At 71.9% G+C, this 22648-nt stretch carries 22 protein-coding genes and 1 tRNA gene; 4 read left to right on the forward strand and 19 right to left on the reverse strand.

From position 1 onward, the window contains the following. Window positions 1–206: 206 nt before the first annotated feature. The 3 genes from mfd to CWOE_RS26310 form a co-directional block, all read right to left on the reverse strand. A complete protein-coding gene (gene mfd / locus CWOE_RS26300) occupies window positions 207–3545 on the reverse strand; it encodes a transcription-repair coupling factor (protein WP_012936698.1) in 3339 nt (1112 codons plus the stop codon). Window positions 3546–3623: 78 nt separating this feature from the next. Beyond that, window positions 3624–4235 carry an aminoacyl-tRNA hydrolase gene (pth, locus tag CWOE_RS26305; protein WP_012936699.1) on the reverse strand — a complete coding sequence of 204 codons (612 nt, stop codon included), beginning with the start codon at window positions 4233–4235 and terminating at the stop codon, window positions 3624–3626. Between the two features lie 6 nt (window positions 4236–4241). Next, window positions 4242–4898, reverse strand: a complete 657-nt coding sequence (locus CWOE_RS26310) for a 50S ribosomal protein L25 (RefSeq protein ID WP_012936700.1) — start codon at window positions 4896–4898, stop codon at window positions 4242–4244. Window positions 4899–4969: 71 nt separating this feature from the next. Here CWOE_RS26310 and CWOE_RS26315 point away from each other — a divergent pair, with 71 nt between their 5' ends. Beyond that, on the forward strand, window positions 4970–5302 hold the full coding sequence (locus tag CWOE_RS26315; protein ID WP_012936701.1) for a hypothetical protein: 333 nt from the start codon (window positions 4970–4972) through the stop codon (window positions 5300–5302). Window positions 5303–5340: 38 nt separating this feature from the next. On the opposite strand, the gene CWOE_RS26320 is transcribed toward CWOE_RS26315, so the two are convergent. The 3 genes from CWOE_RS26320 to CWOE_RS26330 all read right to left on the reverse strand — a co-directional run bounded on the left by CWOE_RS26320 (window position 5341) and on the right by CWOE_RS26330 (window position 8671). Next, window positions 5341–7353, reverse strand: coding sequence for a glycoside hydrolase family 2 protein (locus CWOE_RS26320; protein ID WP_012936702.1), 2013 nt, complete (start codon window positions 7351–7353; stop codon window positions 5341–5343). 77 nt (window positions 7354–7430) lie between these two features. After that, window positions 7431–7886: a hypothetical protein gene (locus CWOE_RS26325; RefSeq protein WP_012936703.1), complete on the reverse strand. Its 456-nt coding sequence runs from the start codon at window positions 7884–7886 to the stop codon at window positions 7431–7433. Between the two features lie 59 nt (window positions 7887–7945). Beyond that, window positions 7946–8671: a hypothetical protein gene (locus tag CWOE_RS26330; RefSeq protein ID WP_012936704.1), complete on the reverse strand. Its 726-nt coding sequence runs from the start codon at window positions 8669–8671 to the stop codon at window positions 7946–7948. Window positions 8672–8739: 68 nt separating this feature from the next. Here CWOE_RS26330 and CWOE_RS26335 point away from each other — a divergent pair, with 68 nt between their 5' ends. Next, window positions 8740–9015, forward strand: a complete 276-nt coding sequence (locus CWOE_RS26335) for a DUF4235 domain-containing protein (protein WP_012936705.1) — start codon at window positions 8740–8742, stop codon at window positions 9013–9015. A gap of 27 nt (window positions 9016–9042) precedes the next feature. Here the strand turns inward: CWOE_RS26335 and CWOE_RS26340 are convergent, their stop codons facing one another. The 3 genes from CWOE_RS26340 to glmU are packed head-to-tail and all read right to left on the reverse strand — an operon-like array spanning window position 9043 to window position 11818. After that, entirely contained in the window at window positions 9043–9336 is a 294-nt protein-coding gene (locus CWOE_RS26340; protein ID WP_012936706.1) for a hypothetical protein, read from the reverse strand. A 20-nt stretch (window positions 9337–9356) separates the two neighbouring features. Then, the gene (locus CWOE_RS26345; protein WP_012936707.1) at window positions 9357–10379 is read right to left on the reverse strand and encodes a ribose-phosphate diphosphokinase; all 1023 of its coding nucleotides are present in this window, start codon (window positions 10377–10379) and stop codon (window positions 9357–9359) included. Window positions 10380–10420: 41 nt separating this feature from the next. Continuing rightward, window positions 10421–11818 carry a bifunctional UDP-N-acetylglucosamine diphosphorylase/glucosamine-1-phosphate N-acetyltransferase GlmU gene (glmU, locus tag CWOE_RS26350; protein ID WP_012936708.1) on the reverse strand — a complete coding sequence of 466 codons (1398 nt, stop codon included), beginning with the start codon at window positions 11816–11818 and terminating at the stop codon, window positions 10421–10423. A 106-nt stretch (window positions 11819–11924) separates the two neighbouring features. Between glmU and CWOE_RS26355 the strand changes: the two genes are divergently transcribed. Both CWOE_RS26355 and CWOE_RS26360 read left to right on the forward strand, forming a co-directional pair. Continuing rightward, a tRNA-Gln gene (locus CWOE_RS26355) sits at window positions 11925–11995 on the forward strand. Between the two features lie 95 nt (window positions 11996–12090). Further along, the gene (locus CWOE_RS26360; protein ID WP_012936709.1) at window positions 12091–12267 is read left to right on the forward strand and encodes a DUF1059 domain-containing protein; all 177 of its coding nucleotides are present in this window, start codon (window positions 12091–12093) and stop codon (window positions 12265–12267) included. 23 nt (window positions 12268–12290) lie between these two features. Here CWOE_RS26360 and CWOE_RS26365 read toward each other — a convergent pair whose 3' ends face one another. The 10 genes from CWOE_RS26365 to CWOE_RS26410 all read right to left on the reverse strand — a co-directional run bounded on the left by CWOE_RS26365 (window position 12291) and on the right by CWOE_RS26410 (window position 22614). After that, window positions 12291–13469: an EAL domain-containing protein gene (locus CWOE_RS26365; protein ID WP_012936710.1), complete on the reverse strand. Its 1179-nt coding sequence runs from the start codon at window positions 13467–13469 to the stop codon at window positions 12291–12293. 119 nt (window positions 13470–13588) lie between these two features. Continuing rightward, on the reverse strand, window positions 13589–14836 hold the full coding sequence (locus CWOE_RS26370; RefSeq protein ID WP_012936711.1) for a PucR family transcriptional regulator: 1248 nt from the start codon (window positions 14834–14836) through the stop codon (window positions 13589–13591). Between the two features lie 49 nt (window positions 14837–14885). Beyond that, window positions 14886–15107, reverse strand: coding sequence for a hypothetical protein (locus CWOE_RS26375; RefSeq protein ID WP_012936712.1), 222 nt, complete (start codon window positions 15105–15107; stop codon window positions 14886–14888). After that, window positions 15104–16036 (reverse strand): GHMP family kinase ATP-binding protein, encoded by a 933-nt coding sequence (locus CWOE_RS26380; RefSeq protein WP_012936713.1) that lies wholly within the window; start codon window positions 16034–16036, stop codon window positions 15104–15106. Before CWOE_RS26380 ends, CWOE_RS26375 begins: the two co-directional genes overlap by 4 nt. After that, complete coding sequence (rsmA, locus tag CWOE_RS26385; RefSeq protein WP_012936714.1) at window positions 16033–16854, reverse strand: 16S rRNA (adenine(1518)-N(6)/adenine(1519)-N(6))-dimethyltransferase RsmA; 822 nt, start codon at window positions 16852–16854, stop codon at window positions 16033–16035. Before rsmA ends, CWOE_RS26380 begins: the two co-directional genes overlap by 4 nt. Then, window positions 16851–17603 (reverse strand): TatD family hydrolase, encoded by a 753-nt coding sequence (locus CWOE_RS26390; protein WP_012936715.1) that lies wholly within the window; start codon window positions 17601–17603, stop codon window positions 16851–16853. The genes rsmA and CWOE_RS26390 overlap by 4 nt, the downstream gene beginning before the upstream one ends. Beyond that, the gene (gene metG, locus CWOE_RS26395) at window positions 17600–19105 is read right to left on the reverse strand and encodes a methionine--tRNA ligase (RefSeq protein WP_012936716.1); all 1506 of its coding nucleotides are present in this window, start codon (window positions 19103–19105) and stop codon (window positions 17600–17602) included. Before metG ends, CWOE_RS26390 begins: the two co-directional genes overlap by 4 nt. A gap of 55 nt (window positions 19106–19160) precedes the next feature. Beyond that, the gene (locus tag CWOE_RS26400) at window positions 19161–19931 is read right to left on the reverse strand and encodes a succinate dehydrogenase/fumarate reductase iron-sulfur subunit (protein ID WP_012936717.1); all 771 of its coding nucleotides are present in this window, start codon (window positions 19929–19931) and stop codon (window positions 19161–19163) included. Beyond that, window positions 19928–21847, reverse strand: a complete 1920-nt coding sequence (locus tag CWOE_RS26405; RefSeq protein ID WP_012936718.1) for a fumarate reductase/succinate dehydrogenase flavoprotein subunit — start codon at window positions 21845–21847, stop codon at window positions 19928–19930. The genes CWOE_RS26400 and CWOE_RS26405 overlap by 4 nt, the downstream gene beginning before the upstream one ends. After that, a complete protein-coding gene (locus tag CWOE_RS26410; RefSeq protein WP_012936719.1) occupies window positions 21844–22614 on the reverse strand; it encodes a succinate dehydrogenase cytochrome b subunit in 771 nt (256 codons plus the stop codon). The genes CWOE_RS26405 and CWOE_RS26410 overlap by 4 nt, the downstream gene beginning before the upstream one ends. Between the last annotated feature and the right edge of the window lie 34 nt (window positions 22615–22648).

Genomic DNA, 22648 nt, shown 5'->3' on the forward strand with positions numbered 1-22648 from the left:
AGCGTTGCTCGGAACGTCGTTGCCGCTCTCGTCGTCCCCGCCGCATGCAGCGACGGTGAAGGAGAGCACAAAAAAGGCGCAGAGCGCCAGGACGATGCGAAGTGTCTTGGTCACGGACGAGAGCACTGTACAGGAGTCTCCTTGCTCGGTGCGTCAGTTCAACCGATTATTAGGTGGGCTTTAGCGAATGGTCCGAAAGCACGCCGTCACGCCGCTTCGCGGGTCACGGCCAGCAGCACGTCGGCCGCCCGGACCACCGCCGGGAAGCGGGCGGCCGGATCGTCGGGCACCCGCACGGACAGCTGCGACTTGCCCGACTCGTACAACGCCTCCGGGATCTCCTCGCGCATCCGCTTGGCACGGCGCGAGTCGAGCTCGATCGGCGTCACGGCGAGCCTACCGCCTCGGAAGCTCACCGCGCGCGCCCCAGCCTCGCCGAGCTTGATGCGCGCCTGCTGCAGCAGCAGCAGGTTGCGCAGCGGCTCGGGCGGCTCGCCGAATCGATCGGCCAGCTCGGAGCGCAGCTCATGCAGCTCGGAGACCTCGCGCGCGCCGGCGATGCGGCGGTGGACGTCGATCTTCGCCTGCTCGTACGGGATGTAGTCGACCGGCACGTACGCGTCGACGTTGACGTCGAGCCGAACCGGCTCGGCCAGCTCCTCGGTGCCGTCCTCGCCGCCCATCTCCTGGACGGCCTCGTCGAGCATCTGCATGTACAGCTCGAAGCCGAGCGCGGCGACGTGGCCCGACTGCTCGTCGCCGAGCAGGTTGCCCGCGCCGCGGATCTCGAGGTCGCGCATCGCGACCTTGAAGCCGGCGCCGAGCTCGGTGTAGTCCGACAGCGCCGAGAGCCGCTGCGCGGCGTCGGCGGTCAGCGCCGAGGCGGACGGGTACAGCAGATACGCGTAGGCGCGCTCGCGGCTGCGACCGACGCGCCCGCGGATCTGGTAGAGCTGGGAGAGGCCGAAGAGGTCCGCGCGCTCGACCATCAGCGTGTTCGCCTGCGGGATGTCGATGCCGGACTCGATGATCGAGGTCGCGACGAGCACGTCGGCCTCGCCGCGCAGGAAGCGCAGCATCCGCTCCTCCAGCGTCTTCTCGTCGAGCTGGCCGTGGGCGACCTCGAAGCGCGCCTCCGGGCACAGCGCCCGCAGCCGCTCGGCCGTCTCGTCGATCGTCTCGACGCGGTTGTGGAGGAAGAACGCCTGTCCGCCGCGCGAGCGCTCGCGCTCGATCGCCGACTTGACCAGCTGCTCGTCGTACTCGCCGACGTAGGTCTTGACCGGCCGGCGGCCCTCTGGCGGCGTCTCGATCACGGAGATGTCGCGGATGCCGGCGATCGACATCTGCAGCGTGCGCGGGATCGGCGTCGCCGACATCGCGATCACGTCGACCTTCAGCTTCAGCTGGCGCAGCAGCTCCTTCTGCTTGACGCCGAAGCGCTGCTCCTCGTCGACGATCAGCAGCCCGAGGTCCCTCGGGCGGACGTCACGCGAGAGCAGGCGGTGGGTGCCGATCAGTATGTCGACGGAGCCCTCCGTGAACGCTCTGATCGCCGCTCTCTGCTCCGCCGCCGGCCGGAAGCGAGAGACGTGCTCGATCGTGAAGGGGTAGTCCTTCAGCCGCTCGGCGAAGGTGCCGTAGTGCTGCTGGGCGAGGATCGTCGTCGGGACGAGCACCATCACCTGTCTGCCGTCGTTGGCGGCCTTGAAGGCGGCCCGCAGCGCGACCTCTGTCTTGCCGTAGCCGACGTCGCCGCAGATCAGGCGGTCCATCGGGCGCGCGGTCTCCATGTCGGTCTTGACCTGCTCGATAGCCTCGCGCTGGTCGGGCGTCTCGCGGTACGGCCAGGCGTCCTCGAACTCGCGCATCCAGTCGCTGTCGGGCGGGAACGCGTGACCGGCGCGGCGCTTGCGCTCGGCGTAGAGGTTGAGCAGCTCGCCGGCCATCTCCTGCGCCGCTCTGCGGGCGCGCGCCTTGAGCGTGTCCCAGCGTCTGCCGCCGAGCTTGGAGAGCGGCGGGTGGTCGCCGCCGGCGCCGACGTAGCGCGAGATCTTGGCGAACTGGTCGACCGGCATGAAGACCTTGTCGCTGCCGGCGTACTCCAGGTTCAGGTAGTCGCGCGTGACGCCGGCGACCGTCTTCGTGTCGAAGCCGGCGAAGCGCGCGAGGCCGTGGTCCTCGTGGACGACGATGTCGCCGGTGCGCAGGTCCGTGAACGAGCGCAGCGCGCCGCGGCGACGGCCGGTGCCGGTCCCCGCCGTCCGCGCCGGGCGGCGGTGGAACAGCCGGTGCTCGGGGATCACCGCGAGTCTGAAGCCGGGCGCGATGAAGCCGTCGCGCAGGCGCGCCTCGACGAACGCGAGGTCGGCGCCGCGCGGCGCGTCGCCGTCGACCCAGCGGACCTTCATGCGGCCGAGGTTGTAGGCCGCGCGGTCGCCCTCGCCTCTGCGGCCGAACGCGACGACGGTGCGGTAGCCGGAGCGCACCAGCTTCTCCAACTCCGGCTCGGCCTCCTTCACGCCGCGCGCGGCGACGTCCGCCGCCTGCCCGCGGAACGCGAGCGGCTGCCCGCCGTCGATCGAGGAGAGGTGGATTCTCGCGCGCTCGCCGAGCGCCGCCTGGACAGCCTCCGGCGCGACGTAGAGGTCGTGCGCGTCGGTGTCGTGGAAGGCGGTGCAGACGTCCTGCCAGTGGTCCCTGAGCGCCGGCGCGATCTCCTCCTCGGCGGCGATCATCACAGCCGCGTCGGGGACGAGGTCGAGCATCGCGTGGAAGTCGCCGACGGGCAGCAGCTCCGCGATGTCGGGCCGGTTGTCGGCGTCCTCCAGCGCGGCGATCTCGGCCAGCTCGCGGTGCTCGGGGGCCAGCTCGGCGGCGGGCGACACCTCGACCTCCTCCGCGTCGCCGAGCGAGCGCTGCGTGAACGTCGAGAACCACCGCAGCGACTCGATCTCGTCCCCGAACAGGTCGACGCGCACGGCGCGGTCCTCGGTCGCCGGGTAGAGGTCGAGCAGCCCGCCGCGGATCGCGAACTGGCCGCGGTCCTCGACCTGGTCGACGCGCTCGTAGCCTGCCGCGACGAGGTCCTCGGCCGACTCGTCGAGGTCCATCAGCTCGCCGACTCTGAGCGTGAAGCCGTGCGGGCGCAGCGCCGGGTTCGGGACCTTCTCGGACAACGCGACGGCGGAGACGACGACGACCGGGGCGGCCGCGCCGCGCTCGCCGATCAGCGCGTCGAGCGCCGCGACGCGCAGGCCGACGAGATGCGCGGGCGGCGCGAGGTGCGACTCGTAGGCGACGCCGCGCGAGGGGTAGAAGCGGACCGGCCGCGGCTGCAGCCAGGTGCGCATGTCTGCGGCAAGGTCGCGCGCCTGGCGGTCGTCGCCGGCTACGACGAGCAGCGGGCGCGCCGGATCCTGCTGCGCCAGCGCCGCGACGACGAACGGACGCAGCGACTGCGACACGAACGCCCGGCCGCCGTCGCGCGCGAGCGTCGTCGTGGCAGGGTCGTCAGCAGCGTATGCGAGGAGCGGAGCGAGCATCGAAGAGGGCAGCGCACGCGACCGCAACAGAGCGGCCGGGCGCCTCGATCTAGTCTAGGGCGTCGGCCTCATCGGTTCTTAAGCGCGCCGCGCCTCCGGCTCGATCTCGCCGAGGACGATCCGCTCGGCGATGTCGGCCGCGCGCGCGATCAGGTCCTCCACGTCGGCACGCGGCTCGCTGAAGCGGCCGAGCACGTACCCGGCGACCCGCTCGGGATCTGTCGTCGGCGGCCGGTCGACGCCGATCCGGACGCGCGCGAAGTCGGGGCTGCCGAGCTCGCGCTTGAGCGACTTGAGCCCGTTGTGACCGGCGAGCCCGCCCCCGATGCGGGCGCGGATGTCGCCGAACGGGAGGTCGATCTCGTCGTGCAGCACGAGCACTCGCTCCAGCGGGACTCTGTAGGCGCCGCGCGCCGGGCCGACAGCGCGGCCCGACTCGTTCATGTACGTCTGCGGCAGCAGGACGGCGACGCGCGGGCGCGGGTGGGTGGGACCGGGTGTGCGTCCGTCGGTCACGAGCGCACCGAACTTTCTCTTCGCGCGCGGCAGCTGCCAGCGCGCGGCGAGCACGTTCGCGACCTCGAAGCCGATGTTATGCCGCGTCGCCGCGTACTGCGAGCCGGGATTTCCCAGCCCGACGACCAGCCAATCGGCCGGCGACGCGCCCGCGGCGGAACGCCCCAGGCGCATCGCGCGCTACTCGGCGGAGTCGCCCTCGGAGGCAGCGGCCTCGTCGGCCTTCTCGCCGACGACCGCGGTCTCCGTCTCGATCTCGTCCTCGGACTCGACCGAGAGCTTCGGCGCGAGGACGCTGACGAGGACGGTCTCCTCGAGGTCGTCCAGCAGTGCGACGCCGGACGGTGGCGTGAGCGCCGAGAGATAGACGGTGTCGCCGACCTCGACGCTGGACACGTCGAGCTCGATCGTGTCCGGGATCTCGTTCGGCAGCGCCTCTATGTTGATCTCGCGCGTCACCTGCTCGAGCACGCCGCCGCCCTTGATGCCGGGGGCGTCGTCCGCGTTGATCACCTCGACCACGACGGTCGCGTGAATTCTCTGCGTCAGGTCGACGCGCAGCAGGTCGACGTGGAGCATGTTCCCGTTGACCGGGTGCCGGTGGTGGTCCTTGAGGACGACCGGCGTCTGTGCGCCATCGAGCGTGAGCTGGATGACGGCGCCGCCGTGGGCCAACGCGTTCCGCAGCTCGCGGGCGTCGACCTGGAACGGGAGCGGGTCGGCGTCCCCGCCGTAGACGATGCCCGGCACGAGCCCGCTGCGACGGAGGCGGCGGGTTGCGCGGGAGCCCTCGATCTCGCGGGGGGCGACGGTGAGTGTGGTCTCTTCAGCAGCCATGAGCGGCGATCAAGGGTAGAGCATCGGGACGAATTCCACCGCCTGACCCCCTTCGGCGCTACCCTCCGCTGATGGGCGAAGACACGCTCCTGGTCGTCATCTTCGGGACGCTGCACCTGTTCGGCATCGGATTCGCCGCGCTGCTGCTGCTCCCGCTGGTGCGCGAGGAACAGCCGAAGCTGTGGATTCCGCCACAGGACGACGACGGTGGAGGCGGCAGCGATCGCGTCGCACCCGAGCCGCCGCGCGACCCCTCCTCGGGCGGGCTGCCGCTGCCCGACGCGATGCCGGCGCGCGTGCGCCTGCGCGGCCCGGGACGGCTCGCCGACCTGACACCGCTGCGCGATCGGCGTCCGGCGCACACGCCGGCACCCGCGCCGCAGCGCGAGCGCGAGACCTCCTAGCGGCGCCGGAAAGCGGCGCCGGAAGCGCCGCCGGCCTTCTAGCGTCTCGCCGGAGCCTTCCCGCCGGTGCGCGGGAGGTACTGCCGGGACGCGCGGTAGCTCGTGCGCAGCGCGTCGTACGCCGGCTTCTTGGCGTAGTCGAGCCCGACGAGACCCTTCTGGTGGATCGGCGGCGTCGGCCACGGGTTGCCGCCGCCCCACGCGTTGCGGATGCGGAACTCCTGCAGCGCCCAGTAGACGCTGCCGCTCAGCCATGGCTTCGTGGCGTAGACGGCGAGGTGGTGCTGCACGAACTCGGTCTGGAACTCGTACGTGCCCTTCTCCTCGGCCGGGCCGGAGCGGTTCGCCTCGGCGCCGTACTCGGTGACCGCGATCGCCTTCGTCGGATAGCACTTGCGCAGCTGGTCGAGGAAGGCGTCGAGGTTGTCGCGGTCGGCGATGTTGCCGCCCTCGCCGGTGTACCAGCCGAAGTAGTCGTTCATGCCGAGCACGTCGAGCGGGGCGTAGGCGTCCTGGCACTCGGTCTCCGGATGGCCCGCGAAGGCCAGCCCGACGAGGCCCGACGGGTCGAGCTCCTTGACCAGCGCGGACGCCGTCCGCAGGTACCACGCCTGGTTGCCGCCGGGCGCGCTCGCCATCTCGTTGCCGACCGACCAGACCGCGACCGACGGGTGGTTGCGGTTCGCCAGCAGGTCCTCTCTCAGCTCCTGCAGCGCGAGCGTTCTGAAGACCGGGCGGCCGAGGTCAGCCTCGGACAGCTGGTAGGTCGACGGGATCTCGGACCAGAGCAGGATCCCCGCGCGGTCGGCGAGCTGCTGGAACTGCGGGTGCAGGGGGTAGTGCGAGCGCACGAGCGTCGAGCCGGAGTCGCGCGCGAGGTTCATCAGCTTGGCGCGGTCGTCGTTGTTCATCGCCGACCCGCGCGCGATCGTGTCCTCGTGGATCGCGACGCCGCGGAAGCGCACCGTCTGCCCGTTGAGCATGAGCTGGCCGCCTCTGCCGACGACGAGCGAGCGGATGCCCGTGTCGAGCGTGTAGCCCGCGACCGGCGCCGCTCTTCTCTCTCTCGCCGACATCGCGCTCGCGGCGAGCCGGACGCGGTAGAGGTTGGGCTTCGCCGGCGACCACAGTCTCGGCCGTCTGATCAGCAGCCGCTTCGTGACGGTGACCGAGCGGCCGGCCGGCACGACCTGCTCGCCGAAGTCGAGCGCGTCTCTGCCGTAGCTGCCCGTCAGCGTCACGAGCTGATTGGCGCGCGTGACGTTTCTGAGCGTCGCGCGAGCTGTGACGGTGGCGGCGCCGCGCGGGTTCGGGAGCGCCGCCGCGACGTGCACGTCGGCGATGTCGATGCGGTCGACGCGGCGCAGGTAGACCTCGCGCTGGAGACCGCCGTAGTTCCACCAGCCGGTCGGCCCGATCGGCTGGCTGACGACGCCCGGTGGCAGCGCGCGGCGGTTGTCGACGCGCACCACGAGACGGTTGACGCCTCTGCGGTTGACGTTCGGAAGCGTCAGCTCGAACGGGGTGTAACCGCCGATGTGCTCGCCGATTCTGCGTCCGTTGAGCCAGATCTGCGCGCGCAGGTTGACCGCCTCGAAGCGCACGATCCAGCTGTCCGTCGCGGCGGTTCTGCTGGCCGGAAGGCGGAAGTCCTTGCGGTACCAGCCGACCGTTCCCTCGTAGGACGCGCGCGAGGTGCCGCCGACGTTCCAGACGCTCGGGACCGTCGCGCCGCCCCAGCCGTCGAGGCCGGTCTGGGAGAAGAAGCGCTGCGCGACGCCGACGTCGGTGTCGTCGCCGCGGAACAGCCAGGGGCCGTCGATCAGCTTGCGGTCGTCCGCGCCTTCGAGGTAGAGCGGTCTGCCGCCGGGGACGGTGACCTCGCTCGACGGCGGGACGACGGGGTTGGTCGGCGCTCCGCCGCCGCCGGTGCTCGGCGGCGCCGTCGGATCCTCTTCCGCGAACGCGGCGGGCGCGAGCACGGCGCCGCCGGACGCGGCAAGCGCAAGCGCGAGGAGGGAGGCGAGCAGCGGCTTCTTACGACGACACATCGACGCTGGTGGAGAGTACGGAAGGGCTCCGACAGTTGCGGCGCCCCCGCCTTGCTGTCAGCTTTCTGACACTGCGGTCAGGTGCCGGGACAGCTCGACTCGCGGCCGATCGGTCTGCTGAGCGCGACCACGGCGACCTCGATGCCGCCCACCACGTCGCCGCCGCGGCGCACGCGCGCGCACTGCACGACCGTCAGCCGCGACGGCGTCGTCCACACGACGCGCGCGGTCCCGGTCGTCCCACCCAGCGAGAAGCTGGTCGAGAGGTCGAGCCGCACGATCTCGACGTCGCCCGCCGACCGCAGCCGCGCGGCGTTCGCCGTCGCGGTGGCGCGGCAGGAGGCGTCCTGCGCACAGCCGTCGATCGCGGCGATCAGCGCGGCGGCGTCGCCGTGCGCCTGCGCTTCGATCGCAGTCGTGATCGCCGAGCGCTCGGCGCCGTTGGCGCTGAGCACGCGTGCGAGCGCCGCGCTCACGAGCAGGAACGCGACGACTGCGACCACGACGACGAGGATCCTCCCGGGACGGCGCATCGGCGGCGCATCATCGCCGATGTGCGCTCCGGCGCGCCAGTCGGTCCGTCCGGCCCGGCTCAGTGCAGCGTCGGGTCCTCGCCGCTGAGCTCGAGGAAGCGGGCGACCGACGCCTCCTGGTGCGCCAGCTGCTCCGCCAGCTCGCGCGCGTGGACCGCCGCCAGTTCGAGGAACTCGCCGATGCAGCGCTCCGGGTCGTCCGGCAGCGGGTAGATCCGCGCCAGGTCCTGCTGCGCGCAGGCGATCCCGAGCGGCGGACGGCCCTGCGACAACGCGCGCGCACCGCACACCGGCGCGACGACGAGCTGGCGCTCCGGCGCGACGAGCGCGACCGGCAGCAGCCGGTGGGCCGGCAGCGGGACGCGCAGCTCCAGCGACCGCTCGATCGCGACGTCTCCCCCGGCCAGCTCGCCGAGCGGGCCGCGCCAGACGTCGAGCACCGTGTCGGCGCCGACGAGCGCCTCGCGCAGCGCCATCGCCTGCTCCAGGTACAGCTCCTGCGCCTCCTCGCGATCGCCGGCGTCGCCGAGGTCGAGGTCGCACGGGACGCGCAGCAGCTCGCGCGCCGAGATCGTCGTGCCGGCGCCGTGGCGTCCGCGCGCGACGTACGTCTGGATCGTGCCGAGGTCGCGGCGGCCGTGGAAGACGACGGTGACGACCTCGCTGACGGGCAGATCGCCGATAGCGAGCGAGACGGCGGCCGCGTCTGACGCATCGAGCAGGGCCCTGCGGAGCAGCTCGTCCGCCGCGCCGTCGTCGTCGTGCCGTGGCCGTTCGTCGCTCATGACGCCACCGTCCGTGGAGAAGTTCTTCCCCACAGGATAATCGCCCGGTCGACGGGTACGCTCCCGCTATGAAGATCGCTTACAAGCCGTTCGGCATAGTGGCGGGCATCGTCGCCGGCCTGCTCGCGCGCCGGCTCTTCACCGTGATCTGGAGCAGGATCGACGACGAGGAGCCGCCGGAGGCGAAGACCGAGCTGGCCAGCTGGACGAGAGTGCTGACGGCCGCCGCGCTGCAGGGCGTCACGTTCTCGGTCACGAAGGCCGCGGTCGATCGCGCCGGCGCGAGAGGGTTCGAGCACCTGTTCGGCGTCTGGCCGGGCGAGAAGGCTCCCGACAAGGCCTGAGCGCCGTCGGGCCCAGCCGCGCGGCGTTCAGCCGCTGCCGGGGCTGCGCAGCACGAAGCCGCGCTGGGCCAGCTCGCCGAGCGCGTCCTCGAAGGCGCCGAAGTCGCGCCGCAGGAGCGCGTCGAGCGGCCGCCCCGCCGGGCCGTTCGCCCGCACCCAGCGGCGCAGCACGGGCGCTCCCGCGCGCTCCTCGGCGTCGGCGAGCAGGTCGAGCAGGATCGGCAGCTCGGGACGGTGGTCGAGCTGGCCGGAGAGCAGCGACAGCGGATCGACCGCCAGCAGCGTGCAGAGCTCGTCCTCGGAGAGGCCGAGCAGCTGCATGAGGTGCGAGGCGGACTGGCTCAGAACAGCTGGTTCTCGCCGCGGAAGACCTCGCTCACCGAGCCGTCGGTGAAGATCTGCCGTATCGAGTTCGTCAGCAGCTCCGCGCACGGGAGCACGGTGATGTTGTCCGGCGCGCCGTCGGGCAGCGGGATCGTGTCCGTCACGACGATCTCGTCGAACGCCGCGGCGGCGAGGTTCTCCCACGCGTTGCCGGAGAAGACGCCGTGCGTCGCCGCGGCGAGCACGCGCGTGGCGCCGGCGTCGCGGACCGTCTGTGCGGCTGCCTTCAGCGTGCCCGCGGTGTCGATGATGTCGTCGACGATGACCGCCGTCTTGCCCTTCACGTCGCCGATCACGTAGCCGATCTCGGCGACCTGCTGGGCAGGGCGCTCCTTGTTGAGGATCGCCAGCTCGGCGCCGATCGTCGCCGCGAACTTCTTGTTCAGCTTCACGCGGCCGGCGTCAGGAGAAACGACGACGAGGTCTTCGAGGCTCTGGTCGGCGAAGTATCTGGTCAGCATCCACATCGCCGTCATGTGGTCGCACGGCTTCTGGAAGAAGCCCTGGATCTGGCCGGAGTGGAGGTCCATCGTGAGGATCCGGTCGATCCCCGCGGTCTCCAGCATGCGCGCGACGAGACGGGCGCTGATCGGCTCGCGCGGCGCGGACTTCTTGTCCTGGCGCGAGTAGCCGTACCAGGGGCAGACGGCGACGACGCGGTGCGCGGAGCCGCCGACGGCGGCGTCGACCATCTCCAGCAGCTCCATCAGCGCGTCGTTCGGGGTCAGCCCCGTGCGCGGGTTGCCGCAGATCGGCTGCACGATGAAGACGTCCGCGCCGCGGATCGACTCCTCGTAGCGGCAGTAGACCTCGCCGTTGGTGAAGGTTCTGAGGTCGACCCCGCCGAGTTCGACGCCGAGCTTGCCGGCGATGTCGGCTCCGAGCTGCTGGTGGGCGCGACCGCTGAACAGCATGAGCTGCTTGCCGTAGCCGATCTCGAGGTGGCTGTTGGGATGCTCCTGCGGCACGGCCGAGCTCATCTCGTGCACGAGTCTACGCCCTGCCGATGACAGCGCTGCGGTCACTGCTGGGGAGGCCACTGGTCCTCGTTCTCCTTCTTGCGCTCGCTGTACCCCTCGATGTTCCGCTGCCGCGCCCGGGCGACCCCGAGCGCACCCTCCGGCACGTCCTCCGTGATGACCGACCCGGCCGCCGTCCAGGCGTCATCACCGACGCTCACCGGCGCGACGAACGAGACGTCGACGCCGCTCTTGACGCGCGCGCCGATCGTCGTGCGGTGCTTTCTGCGACCGTCGTAGTTCGCCGTGATCGTCGCAGCGCCGATGTTCGAGCCCTCGCCGATGTCGGCGTCGCCGATGTAGGAGAGGTGCGGAACCTTCGTGCCGGCGCCGATGTCCGAGTTCTTGACCTCGACGAACGTCCCGACCTTCGCGCCCTCGCGCAGCACCGCGCCGGGGCGCAGGTAGGCGAACGGCCCGACGCTCGCGCCGTCCTCCAGCGTGCACGAGGTCAGGTAGGAGTGGGGCACCGCGACGCCGTCCCCGAGCGTCGCGTCGATCAGCGTCGTCTGCGGGCCGATCGTCGAGCCGGAGCCGATCCGCGTGCTGCCGTGCAGCGAGCAGAACGGAGCGATCACGGTGTCGGGGCCGATCTCGACGCCGACGTCGATCACGGTCGAGCCGGGGTCGACGATCGTGACCCCGGCCGCCATATGGCGCGCCTGGATCCGCCGCTGCGCCTCCGCGTGGACCTTCGCGAGGTCGCCGCGGTCGTTGACGCCGAGCGTGAGCCCCGCGTCGTCGACGAGATGGGCGCGCACGGAGCGGCCCTTGGCGCGCAGGATCGGCAGCACGTCGGGCAGGTACAGCTCGCCCTGCGCGTTGTCGGACCCGACCTCGCCGAGCGCGTCGAGCAGGTCGCCGCCGGCGAACGCGTAGACGCCGGAGTTGACCTCCTTGATCTCCAGCTCCGCCGGCGTCGCGTCGCCGGGCTTCTTCGTCTCGACGACGCGCTCGACGGCGCCGTCGGCGGCGCGCACGACGCGGCCGTACCCGCTCGGGTCCGGCAGCACCATCGTCAGCATCGTCGCGGCGGCGCCGTTGGCCGCGTGCGCCGCGGCGAACTGGTGGAGCGACTCGCCCGTCATCAGCGGCACGTCGCCGTTGAGGACGATCACCGGCGCGTCGCGGTCGATCTGGCCCGCGGCCGCGAGCACGGCGTCGGCGGTGCCGCGCGCCTCCTGCTGGACCGCCAGCACGACGTCCTCGGGCAGACCCGGCGCGAGCGCGCGATCGGGTCCGCCGACGACGACGACCTTGGCGGCGCCGGCGCCACGCGCCGCGTCGACCGTCCACGCGAGCAGCGGACGACCGCAGAGCGGATGGAGCAGCTTCGGCGTGGCGGAGCGCATGCGCGTTCCCTGCCCCGCAGCGAGGATGACGACGACCGGCGCGGTCACAGTCTCGCATCGTAGCCGTGCGCGGCGGCGGAGCGCAGGCCGGCCCTCCCGACGGGCGCCGCGGCGGCACTCGCGCGCCGGGCGCATAGAATCGGCGGGACCGCCTTGGGGGGTCGTCTAATGGCAAGACTCCGGCCTTTGGAGCCGGCTATCCGGGTTCGAGTCCCGGCCCCCCAGTAACCCGCGCCGGCATGCACCGCGGGGAACCCGCGCAAGACCTGGCGCGGCGCCCGTAGGATCGGCCGAACCCGCCGATGCGAGAGGAGGCGTCGATGAAGGAGTTCTTCTGTGGTGCCGTCGTTCCGGGCTGCAGTGCCCGGTTCGAGGGCGAGAACGAGGATGCGATCCTCGCCCAGGTCGCCCGCCACGCCCATGACGCGCACGGGATGGAGCACGTGCCGGACGACGTGATCGAAGAGGTGCGCGGGCAGATCCGCGACGTCAGCTAGCGCGCGGTCGCTCGCGTCCCGCCTCAGCGGGTCGCGAGCGGCCGCGGGTCGCGCGCGGCGGCGAGCGCCGCGACGAGCCGCTCGATCCGCACGATGCCGACGTAGCGACCGCCGACGTCGCAGCAGATGACGGGGTGAAAGCGGGTCGCGAGGGGGCGCAGGACGGCCCGCCGCGCGACTTCGGGGATGCTGCTCGACGGCGCGACGAGGAGCACGTCGCCGGCCGGCGGCTCGCCGCGCTCGAACGCCGCCCGTTCGAGCATCCCGACCGGGCAGCGGCGCGCGTCGACGATCGGCAGGTGGTGCAGCGCCGGGTCGTCCGCGAACGCCCGCGCGAACGTCTCGCGGACGGCGTCTCGCTCGATCGGCAGCGGTCGCTCCAGCAGCGCGATCAGCGCGCTCGGCCTCGTCGCCGCCGCGCCGCGCTCGCGCACGTAGGCGGCGAGCGGGAAGCCGACGCGCGTCAGCGTCTTGGTCCGCACGCCGATCAGCGGGCCCTGCGCGAGCGGCACGCGCAGCTGGATCAGCGCGTCGAGCTCGGCGACCTCGCCGACCCCCTGCGCGACGATCCAGGCGTCGAGCTGGCTGGCGAGATTCCCTATCGCCTCGACCATCGCGTGCTTGGCGTCGTCGCGCTGCAGGCCCTGGACGAGCGCCGCGTCGAGCTTGACGAACTCCGGCCGCACGACAGTGATGTGCCTCAACGTCGCGTAGCCGCCGCCGACGTCGTCGACCGCGATCGCTGCGCCCGCCGCGCGCAGCATCGCGACCGCCTCGACGAGCGCCTGCTCGTCGTGCGAGGCGACGGAGGAGCTCAGCTCGACGACGAGCCGGTCGAGCCGGTCGGCACGTCGCAGCACCGCCATCACGGGCGCGCGCAGCAGCGCCTCCGAGCTGATGTTGAATGACAGGAAGCAGTCGTCGGGCAGGCTCTCCATCGCCGCCAGCACCGAGCTGACGACGAACGCGTCGAGGTCGGGCTCCAGGCCGCGCTGCGCCGCCGCCTCCTGCCACCGCTCGTGGCTGACTGCCTCGGGGAAGCGCGCGAGCGCCTCGTAGCCGCAGATGACGCCGCGCGCGAGGTCGGCGACCGGCTCATATGCCAGCCGACAGCGCCCCCGCCGGTCGATCAGATGTGAAACGGAGAACTCGGCGCCGCTCGTCCTGTCGGGCGCCTGGTCCCCGCCGTTGGCCCTTGCCACGAGCTAATCCTAGGCACATGTGGGACGGCTGCGAGCCGGGCACAAAAACGGCGCTGCGGCAAGCGCGCGCGCCTGACTGCGACCGCTCAGCGGACCTTCCGCAGGACGGCGCGCACACGTCATCGGCCGGATCGATCGGGCTGCTCGCGACGCACCCGCCCGGCCTCCGCTCCGCGCTCGGTCGCCGGCCCGCGCGGCGCCGCGATCCCGAGCACGCGCATCGCCTTGAGCCCGAACGAGAGCTTCTCGCGGCCGTCGGTCGAGGCGACGTCGAGGCCGGTGATCTCGCGGACGCGCTCGAAGCGGTAGCGGACGGTGTGACGGTGGGTGATCAGCCGAGCGGCCGTCGCGTTGACGTTGCCGTCGCATTCGAGGAACGTCTCCAGCGTGCCGACGAGATCGGACGTCTCGTACTGCTCGTCGTAGGAGACGATCTTGCTGACCGTCTCGTCGTAGAAGCGGCGCAGCTCGGCGGGATCGCTCATGTGCGGCAGCAGCAGCTGGTAGGTGCCGGTGTCGTCGTAGGCGAGCAGCGACTCGTCCGGCGCGCCCTCGACGACGTTCGCCGCGAGCAGCGCCTCGTTGCCGGCGCGGTGGAGGTCGGTCGGGTCGCGCGCGACGCGGCTGCGGCCGACCGCGAACGCGAAGCCGCTGAGGTTCGCCTCCAGCTCGCGTAGGACCGTCGCGCCGACGCGCCGGCCCGCGTCGCCGTCGGCGTCGGCGACGAGCACGACGACCTCGTCGCCGTCGCCGTCGCGCGCGCTCGCCGCGATCGCCCCGGGCGCGATCGAGCGCGCGCCGCGCTCGGCCAGCGCGAGCAGGCGCGAGCGCCAGTCGTCGTCGGTCGCCGAGCGCGGGTGAGCGCGGACGACGACGACGCTGCCGCCCCGCTCCAGCGAGATGCCAAGCTCCTTGCCGCGCGCGACGAGGTCGTCGCGATCGCTCACCTCACGCGCCAGGACCGCGTGCACGAAGGCGGCGGCGGCTTCCTCGGAGGCGCGCTCGGGACCGCGCACCCGCTCGACCTCCGACGCGATCAGCGTCGTCACGAGCCGCAGCATCGACGGGTCCGGCATCGCGTCCCGCCCCCGCAGCCGCAGCTGGCCGACGACGGTGTCGGCGACGCGCAGCTCGATCCGCTCGACGCCCTCCGCGTCGCGCAGCAGCGCGCGCTCCTCCGCGGGCGAGCGCGCCGCGACCGCGAGCACGACGCTCGTGCGGTCGATCAGGACGAGGCTCGCGTCGAGCGCTCGCGCCGCCGCCCGGATGATCTCCGGCAGGCCGGCGCCGGCCGCGATCGCCTCGGTGATCGCTTCGAGCGCGTGGAGGTCGGGAGCGGACGTCTCGCCGCGGGCCTTGGACGTCATGGAAGCTCCGATTGTACGAGGGACGACGCGCCGAGAACCCGGGTCCTGCTCAGAACAGCTTCGGCCAGTAGTAGATGACGGCCGCACCTGCGATCACGCCGACGCCGACCAGCGCGGCCAGCACCCACAGCGACAACAGCCCCGCGACCAGCCGCTCCCATACCCGTTCGTAGGAGGAGACGACCGGCACGGTGACCAGGGCGACGAACGCGGCGAGGCCGAAGACCCCGGCGCACGCCGCGACGAGCTGGGTTATCGCATCGTTGCTCATGACGAGACCTCATTGTCGCGCACGACGACGACGCTCGCGAAGTCGGGCGCGACCGGACGCGCCGCGGTCGCGCCCGGGAAGCGCTCCCGCAGCTGCTCGGCGGCCGCTGCGGCGCGGCGCTCGCCGTCCTCTCCCCAGTACAGCCCGACGACGGTCGGGCCGGAGCCGCTGACGATCGCCTGGTCGGCGCCCGCCGCGCGCGCGGCCGCCAGCGCCGGTTCGATCGCGGGGCAGAGCGAGCGCGCCGCCGCTTCGAGGTCGTTGACGATCAGCTCCGGCAACAGGCCCTCGCGCACCCGCTCGCGCAGCTCCAGCAGGTCCGCGGCGTCGCGGCCGCCGCCGAGCCGGTCCGCCTCGCGGAAGACGTCCGGCGTCGACAGGCGCTCCACCGACGGCAGCACGAGCACGCCGTGCGCAGCCGGCGGCGTCACCCGCTCGACGTGCTCGCCGGCGCCTCCGACGAGCACCGCAGCCGGCTCGACCTGGCTTGGCACGTCGGCGCCGAGGCCCGGCGCGAGCTGCGCGATCAGCGGGTCGCCGGGGCGGCCGGCGGCGTGCGCGGCGAGGCGCAGCGCGGCCGCCGCGTCGCCCGACCCGCCGCCCATGCCGGCCGCGACCGGGACGCGCTTGACGATCGTCAGCCGCCGCGGTGGGCCGTCCCAGCCGCTCGCGTCGCGATAGCGGGAGAGGGCGGTCGCAGCGAGGTTGGGGCCGTCGACGCCCGGACAGAGAACCTCGTCCGCGGCGGGGGCGTCACCACCGCCACGCGCTGACGCCGGCAGCGGCGCCAGCGTCAGCTCGTCGGCGAGCGACAGCGGCTCGATCAGCGAGACCAGCTCGTGCAGCCCGTCGCCGCGCGTCGGCCCGATGAACAGGCAGAGGTTCGTCTTGCCGGGCGCGAGCGCGCGCAGCGTCGTCCCCCCGCTCACGCCTGCAGCCGCTCCCACAGCTCGCGCAGCTGCGCCGGCGAGAGCCGCTCCGCGCGCACGTCGGCCGGGTGGCCGAGCGCCTCCAGCGCCGCGCGCGTCGCGTCGGGCGCCGCGACGCCGGCGATCCCGGCCGACTTCGCGAGCGTCTTGCGGCGATGCGCGAACGCGCCCTGGACGAACGAGCGCAGCGCTCTCGGCGCGGCCGGACCCGTCCGCTCCAGGCCGACGAGCACCGAGTCGACGTTCGGGACCGGGAAGAAGACGCGCCGCGAGACCGGCCGCAGCACGCGCACGTCGCAGGCGAGCTGGGCGATCACGGACGGGATGCCGTACGCGTCCGTCGCCGGTCTCGCCGCGAAGCGCTCGCCAACCTCCTTCTGCACCATCGCGACCCAGCCAGTCGCGTGCGGCAGCTGCTCGACCGTCCGCAGGATCGCGCCGGCCGCGATCCCGTACGGCAGGTTCGCGACGACCTTCGTCGGCTGCGGGTGCAGCGCTGCGAGGTCGAGCTGCATCGCGTCGCCCATGTGCAGCGTCGTCGTCGCGGCGTGCGGGTCGAGCGCGTCGTGCAGCGCGTCCTCGAGGCCGCGGTCGATCTCGACGACGTGCACGTGCGCGGCGCGCTCAGCGAGGTGCTCTGAGAGCACGCCCAGGCCGCCGCCGATCTCCAGCACGACGTCCTCCGGCGCCAGCTCCGCCGCGCGCGCGATCACGTCGAGGATGTTCGAGTCGATCAGGAAGTTCTGCCCCAGCTCGCGGTTGGGGCGGATCCCGAACGCGCGCATGCGGCGCAGGCTCGGCTGGACGGGTTCGCTCACCAGCCGAAGAGGGCGGCCGCGTTGCGCTCGACCTGGGTCTCCAGCTCCGTGTAGGAGACGCCCCGCTCGGCCGCGAGCAGCTCGGCCGTCAGCACGACGTTCGCGGGCACGTTGCGCTGCTTGCGCACCGGCTGGGGGCTGAGGTACGGCGCGTCGGTCTCGACCAGCAGGCGCTCACCGGGCACGCGCGCCGCGGCGGCGCGCAGCGCTGCGTTCGGCGGGTAGGTGACGTTCCCCGCGAACGAGATCCAGTAGCCGCGCTCCAGGCAGGTGTCGATCCGATCGGGCATCGAGAAGCAGTGCAGGATCACTCTGACGCCCTCGGCCTGGCCGCCGAGCATCGAGAGCGTGTCCTCGTCGGCGGCGCGCGTGTGGATCACGAGCGGCTTGCCGGTCTCGCGCGCGAGCTGGATGTGGGCGGCGAACGCGCGCTCCTGGTCCTCGCGCGGCGCGTTGTCACGGTAGAAGTCGAGACCGGTCTCGCCGATCGCGCGACAGCGCGGGTGCGCCGCGAGCGCGCGCAGCTCGGCCAGGTCGGCGTCGTCGAAGCCGGTCGCCGCGTTGGGGTGGCGGCCGATCCCGACGTAGACCTGCGGGAAGTCCTCGGCGAGCTGCAGCGCCGCGCGGCACGACTCGGAGTCGGTCCCGATCGTCAGCATCCGCCGCACGCCGGCCTGCTCGGCCTGCGCGACCAGCTCTGCCTCGGACGCGTCCCGGCAGGAGGTGAGGTGGGTGTGGCTGTCGATCACGCGAGCGCCTTCGGGAAGAGCGGCTCGATCTTCTCGACCGTTCCCCCCCAGCCCTCGCTCGCGAAGCGCGCACCGTCGAAGTCCAGCTCGGGCCGGTTCAGCGCGGCGAGCGCCTTGTCAGCGCTCTCGGGGATGTACGGGTGCAGCAGCACCGTCACGACGCGCAGACCCTCGGCGAGCGTCGCGAGCGTCTCGTCGAGCTGACCGGCCGCCGCGGGATCTCTCGCGAGCTTCCACGGGGCGCGCTCCTCGACATACCTATTGAGTCGCCGCACTCGCTGCCAGATCGCCTCGAGCGCCTGGCTCGGCTCGGCCTTGTCGAGCAGTGCGGCGACGTCGTCGCAGACGCCGGCGAAGTCGGCCGCGAGCGCGGCGTCGGTCGCGACCGCGGGCACGACGCCGTCGCGGTAGCGCGCGACCATCGCCAGCGTGCGGCTCGCGAGGTTGCCGTACTCGTTCGCCAGCTCGGATTCGTAGCGCGACTCGAAGCCCGCCGTCGAGACGGACCCGTCCTGCCCGAAGGAGACCTCGCGCAGGCAGTAGTAACGCAGCGCGTCGGTGCCGAACCTGTCGATCACCTCGAACGGGTCGAGCACGTTGCCGAGCGACTTCGACATCTTCTCGCCGTCCATCAGCAGGTAGCCGTGGATCATCTCGCGCCTGGGCAGCGGCAGGTCGGCCGCCATCAGCATCGCCGGCCAGTAGACCGCGTGGAACTTGAGGATGTCCTTGCCGATCACGTGCAGGTCCGCCGGCCAGAAGCGCTCGGTCAGGTCCTCGCCCTCACGTGCGAACGAGAGCGCGGTGTAGTAGTTGAGCAGCGCGTCGAACCAGACGTAGAAGACATGCGATGGGTCCCACGTGACCGGCACGCCCCAGGTGAACTTGCCGCGCGAGAGCGAGACGTCGCGCAGCCCCGATCTGATGAACGCGAGCGCCTCGTTGCGGCGCGTCGGCGGCGCGGCCCAGTCGGGCTGCTCGGCGTACAGGCGCTCCAGCGGCTCCTGGAAGGTGGAGAGGCGGAAGAACCAGTTCTCCTCCTTCTCGCGGTCGAGCGGGATGTGGTGGATCGGGCAGGTGTTGCCCTCCGCGATCTCGTTCTCGCCCTTGAAGTCCGCGCAGCGGGGACAGAACCAGCCCTCGTAGGTGCCGAGGTAGGTGTGGCCGTTGTCGTGGATCCGCTGCATCACCTCCTGGACCTTCTTCACGTGCCGCGGGTCGGAGGTGCGGATGAAGAAGTCGTTGGAGACGTTGAGCCGCGGCATCATCTCCTCGAAGCGGGCGGCGTTCCTGTCCGCCAGCTCCTTCGGCGCCAGGCCGAGCCGGTCGGCCGCGAGCGCGACCGGCTCGCCGTGCTCGTCGGTTCCGGTGAGGAAGAAGACGTCCTCGCCGCGCTGGCGCATGTGCCGCGCGAGCACGTCGGCGGCGATCGTCGTGTACGCATGCCCGAGGTGGGGCTGCGCGTTGACGTAGTAGATCGGTGTGGTGACGTAGTAGGGCACGCGGCCGAGAAGGCTACCGGCCCGCGGCGGATCCGCCGTGCGCCCCAGCCGGGCGCTACTGCGCGACCATCCGCGCGCGGGCCTTCGCCTCGTCGCGCACGGCCCGCCGGTACTCGCGGTTGAGCATCCCGATCACGTCGATCGAGATCTCCTGCGGGCAGGCGAGCGAGCACTCGCCGAAGTTCGTGCAGCCGCCGAAGCCCTCCTCGTCCATCTGCCGCACCATCGCGCGGGCGCGCTCGCCGCGCTCGGCCTGGCCCTGCGGCAGCAGGTTGAGATGGGTGACCTTCGCGCCCGTGAACAGCATCGCCGCGCCGTTGGGGCAGGCCGCGACGCAGGCGCCGCAGCCGATGCAGATCGCCGCGTCCATCGCGTGCTGCTGCGTCTCGGGGCTGATCGGCATCGAGTTCGGGTCCGGCTGCGGGCCGGTCGTCGTCGAGACGTAGCCGCCGGACTCGATGATGCGGTCGAGCGCGGACCGGTCGGTCACGAGGTCTCTGAGGACCGGGAACGAGTTGCTGCGGAACGGCTCGACGCGGATCGTCTGGCCGTCCTCGAAGTCGCGCATGTACGTCTGGCAGGTGGTGACCTGCTGCGGACCGTGCGGGAGACCGTCGATCGTCAGCGAGCAGGCGCCGCAGATGCCCTCGCGGCAGTCGCTGTCGAACGCCAGCGCGCGGCGACCCTCGCCGATGAGGCGCTCGTTGACCTGGTCGAGCATCTCCAGGAACGACGCCTCGGCGTCGATGTTCTCGGCTCTGATCTTCTCGAAGCGGCCCTCGGCGCCGGGGTAGTCCTGGCGCCAGACCTCGAGCGTGAAGTTCACTTGTAGCTCCGGGTCGCGAGCTTGACGTTGTCGAAGGAGAGCTGCTCCTCGTGGGCGACCGGCATCCCGCCCTCGCCGGTGTACTCCCAGGCGGTGACGGTCGCGAGCCGCTCGTCGTCGCGCAGCGCCTCGCCGTCCTCGGTCTGGTGCTCCTCGCGGAAGTGGCCGCCGGCCGACTCCTCGCGGCGCAGCGCGTCGAGGCACATCACCTCGGCCAGCTCGATGAAGTCGGCGACGCGCGCCGCCAGCTCGAGGCTCTGGTTCAGCTCGTCGCTCCTGCCGTCCACCCGCACGTCGCTCCAGAAGTCGTCGCGTATCTGGTGGATGCGGGTGATCGCGTCCGCGAGGCCCTCGGCGTCGCGCGACATGCCGCACTTGTCGAGCATCACGTCGCCGAGCCGGCGGTGGAAGACCTGCGGCGCGGTCGTGCCGCCGATGTTGATCAGGCGGTTGATGCGCCCTCTCACCTCGTCGATCGCCTGGTCGAACGCCTCGTGTCTGTCATCGACCCTCAGGTGGCGCTTCGCAAGGTGGTTGGTGACCGTGTGCGGGGCGATGAAGTAGCCGTCTGCGAGGCACTGCATCATCGCGCTGGCGCCGAGGCGGTTGGCGCCGTGGTCGGAGAAGTTCGCCTCGCCGATCGCGAACAGGCCGGGCACCGTCGTCTGCAGCTCGTAGTCGACCCACAGGCCGCCCATCGCGTAGTGCGGCGCCGGGTAGATCATCATCGGCATCTCGTACGGGTTCTCAGCGGTGATCCGCTGGTACATGTCGAAGAGGTTGCCGTACTTGCCCGCGATCGCCGCTCTGCCGCGCTCGGCGATCGCGTCGCGGAAGTCGAGGTAGACGCCGCGGCCCGTGCCGCCGACGCCGAGCCCCTCGTCGCAGACGATCTTCGCCGCGCGCGAGGCGACGTCGCGGGGGACGAGGTTGCCGAACGCCGGGTAGCGCTCCTCGAGGAAGTAGTAGCGCTCGGCGTCGGGGATGTCGCTCGCTCTGCGCGAGTCTCTCGGCTTGCGCGGGACCCAGACGCGCCCGTCGTTGCGCAGCGACTCGCTCATCAGCGTGAGCTTGCTCTGGTACTCGCCGCTCTGCGGGATGCAGGTCGGGTGGATCTGCGTGAAGCAGGGGTTGGCCATCAGCGCGCCGCGCTTGTGCGCGCGCCAGGCGGCCGTCACGTTCGAGCCCATCGCGTTCGTCGACAGGTAGTAGACGTTCGTGTAGCCGCCGGAGGCGAGCACGACCGCGTCGGCGGCGTGGCGCTCCAGCTCGCCCGTGACGAGGTTGCGCGCGATGATCCCGCGCGCCTCGCCCTCGACGAGCACGACGTCGAGCATCTCGTGGCGGTTGTAGATGACGGCGTTGCCCGCCGCGACCTGGTGCTGGAGCGCGCTGTAGGCGCCGAGCAGCAGCTGCTGGCCGGTCTGCCCGCGCGAGTAGAAGGTGCGCTGCACGAGCACTCCGCCGAACGAGCGGGTGGCGAGCGCGCCGCCGTACTCGCGGTTGAACGGCACGCCCTGCGCGACCGCCTGGTCGACGATGTTGGCCGACAGCTCGGCGAGCCGCCAGACGTTCGCCTCACGGGCGCGGAAGTCGCCGCCCTTCATCGTGTCGACGAACAGGCGGCGGATCGAGTCGCCCTCGTTGGCGAAGTCCTTCGCGGCGTTGATGCCGCCCTGCGCGGCGATCGAGTGCGCGCGGCGGGCGGAGTCCTGGAAGCAGAACGTCTTCACGCGGTAGCCCTGCGCGGCGAGCGACGCGGCGGCGCTGGCGCCGGCGAGCCCGGTGCCGATGACGATCACGGTGTGGGCGCCGCGGTTGCGCGGGCCGACGAGCGCGTGCGCGTCGAGCCACGAGCGCCACTTCTCCTCGATCGGTCCGTCGGGGATCTTGGCGTCGAGCACGATGCTGCTCATCTGGTCACCACCATCGGTGTAGCAGAGGCATGCGCGCCCTCGTCCGGGGGCGCGTCGAGGATGCCGGTCCAGAACGCGAGCGGGACCGAGATGAAGCCGAGCACGATCACGACGGCGAGGCCGCTGGCGGTGCGGCGCAGCACGCGGTTGCGCTCCGGGCGGTCGAGCCCGAGCGTCTGCGCCGCGCTCCAGACCGCGTGGCGCAGGTGGAAGCCGAGCGCGCAGACGGCGGCGACGTAGAGCAGCACGAAGTACCACTTCTGGAACGCCGCGTAGAGGTTGCCGTAGACCTCACCGTGATGGAGCGGCGTGATGTCGATCGTCAGCGTCGTGAACTGCAGGATGTGGAAGACGATGAAGAACAGCAGCAGCGAGCCGCTGACCATCATCGTCGCGGAGGAGAACGTCCGCCCGATCCGGCGGGCCGGATAGCCGCCACGCGCCACGCGGCTGCGCGCCCGCAGCTGCACGACGCCGATGATGTGGACGACGATCGCGACGAGCAGCAGGACGCGGATCGCCCACACGATCGTCGCGTAGGGCAGTATCGGCTCGCCGAAGCTGCGCAGCCAGTCCGAGTAGCCGTCGACCCGCGGCTCGCCGTCACCCGCTCCGTAGAGCGAGTTGAGGTTGCCGACCATGTGCAGGATCACGTAGCCGATCAGCACGGCGCCGGACACGGCGACGATCACCTTCTTGCCGATCGTCGAGTCCCACAGTTCGCGCAGCCAGGTGCGCCGCGTGCGTTGTCCAGCGGTTGCGAGCATTCTCCAAGAAACGGTAGGGGCGCTGATTCACGGG

The organism is Conexibacter woesei DSM 14684, from assembly GCF_000025265.1.
Classification (GTDB): domain Bacteria; phylum Actinomycetota; class Thermoleophilia; order Solirubrobacterales; family Solirubrobacteraceae; genus Conexibacter; species Conexibacter woesei.

Coding starts and splice junctions, on each gene's coding strand:
- CWOE_RS26335 (WP_012936705.1), top strand. CDS start 8,740: ATGAAGATCGCTTACAAGCCGTTCGGCATAGTGGCGGGCATCGTCGCC.
- CWOE_RS26320 (WP_012936702.1), bottom strand. CDS start 7,353: ATGTGTCGTCGTAAGAAGCCGCTGCTCGCCTCCCTCCTCGCGCTTGCG.
- CWOE_RS26370 (WP_012936711.1), bottom strand. CDS start 14,836: ATGACGTCCAAGGCCCGCGGCGAGACGTCCGCTCCCGACCTCCACGCG.
- CWOE_RS26360 (WP_012936709.1), top strand. CDS start 12,091: ATGAAGGAGTTCTTCTGTGGTGCCGTCGTTCCGGGCTGCAGTGCCCGG.
- CWOE_RS26325 (WP_012936703.1), bottom strand. CDS start 7,886: ATGCGCCGTCCCGGGAGGATCCTCGTCGTCGTGGTCGCAGTCGTCGCG.
- CWOE_RS26330 (WP_012936704.1), bottom strand. CDS start 8,671: ATGAGCGACGAACGGCCACGGCACGACGACGACGGCGCGGCGGACGAG.
- CWOE_RS26340 (WP_012936706.1), bottom strand. CDS start 9,336: ATGCAGCTGCTCGGCCTCTCCGAGGACGAGCTCTGCACGCTGCTGGCG.
- CWOE_RS26315 (WP_012936701.1), top strand. CDS start 4,970: ATGGGCGAAGACACGCTCCTGGTCGTCATCTTCGGGACGCTGCACCTG.
- CWOE_RS26410 (WP_012936719.1), bottom strand. CDS start 22,614: ATGCTCGCAACCGCTGGACAACGCACGCGGCGCACCTGGCTGCGCGAA.
- CWOE_RS26345 (WP_012936707.1), bottom strand. CDS start 10,379: ATGAGCTCGGCCGTGCCGCAGGAGCATCCCAACAGCCACCTCGAGATC.
- CWOE_RS26375 (WP_012936712.1), bottom strand. CDS start 15,107: ATGAGCAACGATGCGATAACCCAGCTCGTCGCGGCGTGCGCCGGGGTC.
- CWOE_RS26405 (WP_012936718.1), bottom strand. CDS start 21,847: ATGAGCAGCATCGTGCTCGACGCCAAGATCCCCGACGGACCGATCGAG.
- pth (WP_012936699.1), bottom strand. CDS start 4,235: ATGCGCCTGGGGCGTTCCGCCGCGGGCGCGTCGCCGGCCGATTGGCTG.
- mfd (WP_012936698.1), bottom strand. CDS start 3,545: ATGCTCGCTCCGCTCCTCGCATACGCTGCTGACGACCCTGCCACGACG.
- CWOE_RS26310 (WP_012936700.1), bottom strand. CDS start 4,898: ATGGCTGCTGAAGAGACCACACTCACCGTCGCCCCCCGCGAGATCGAG.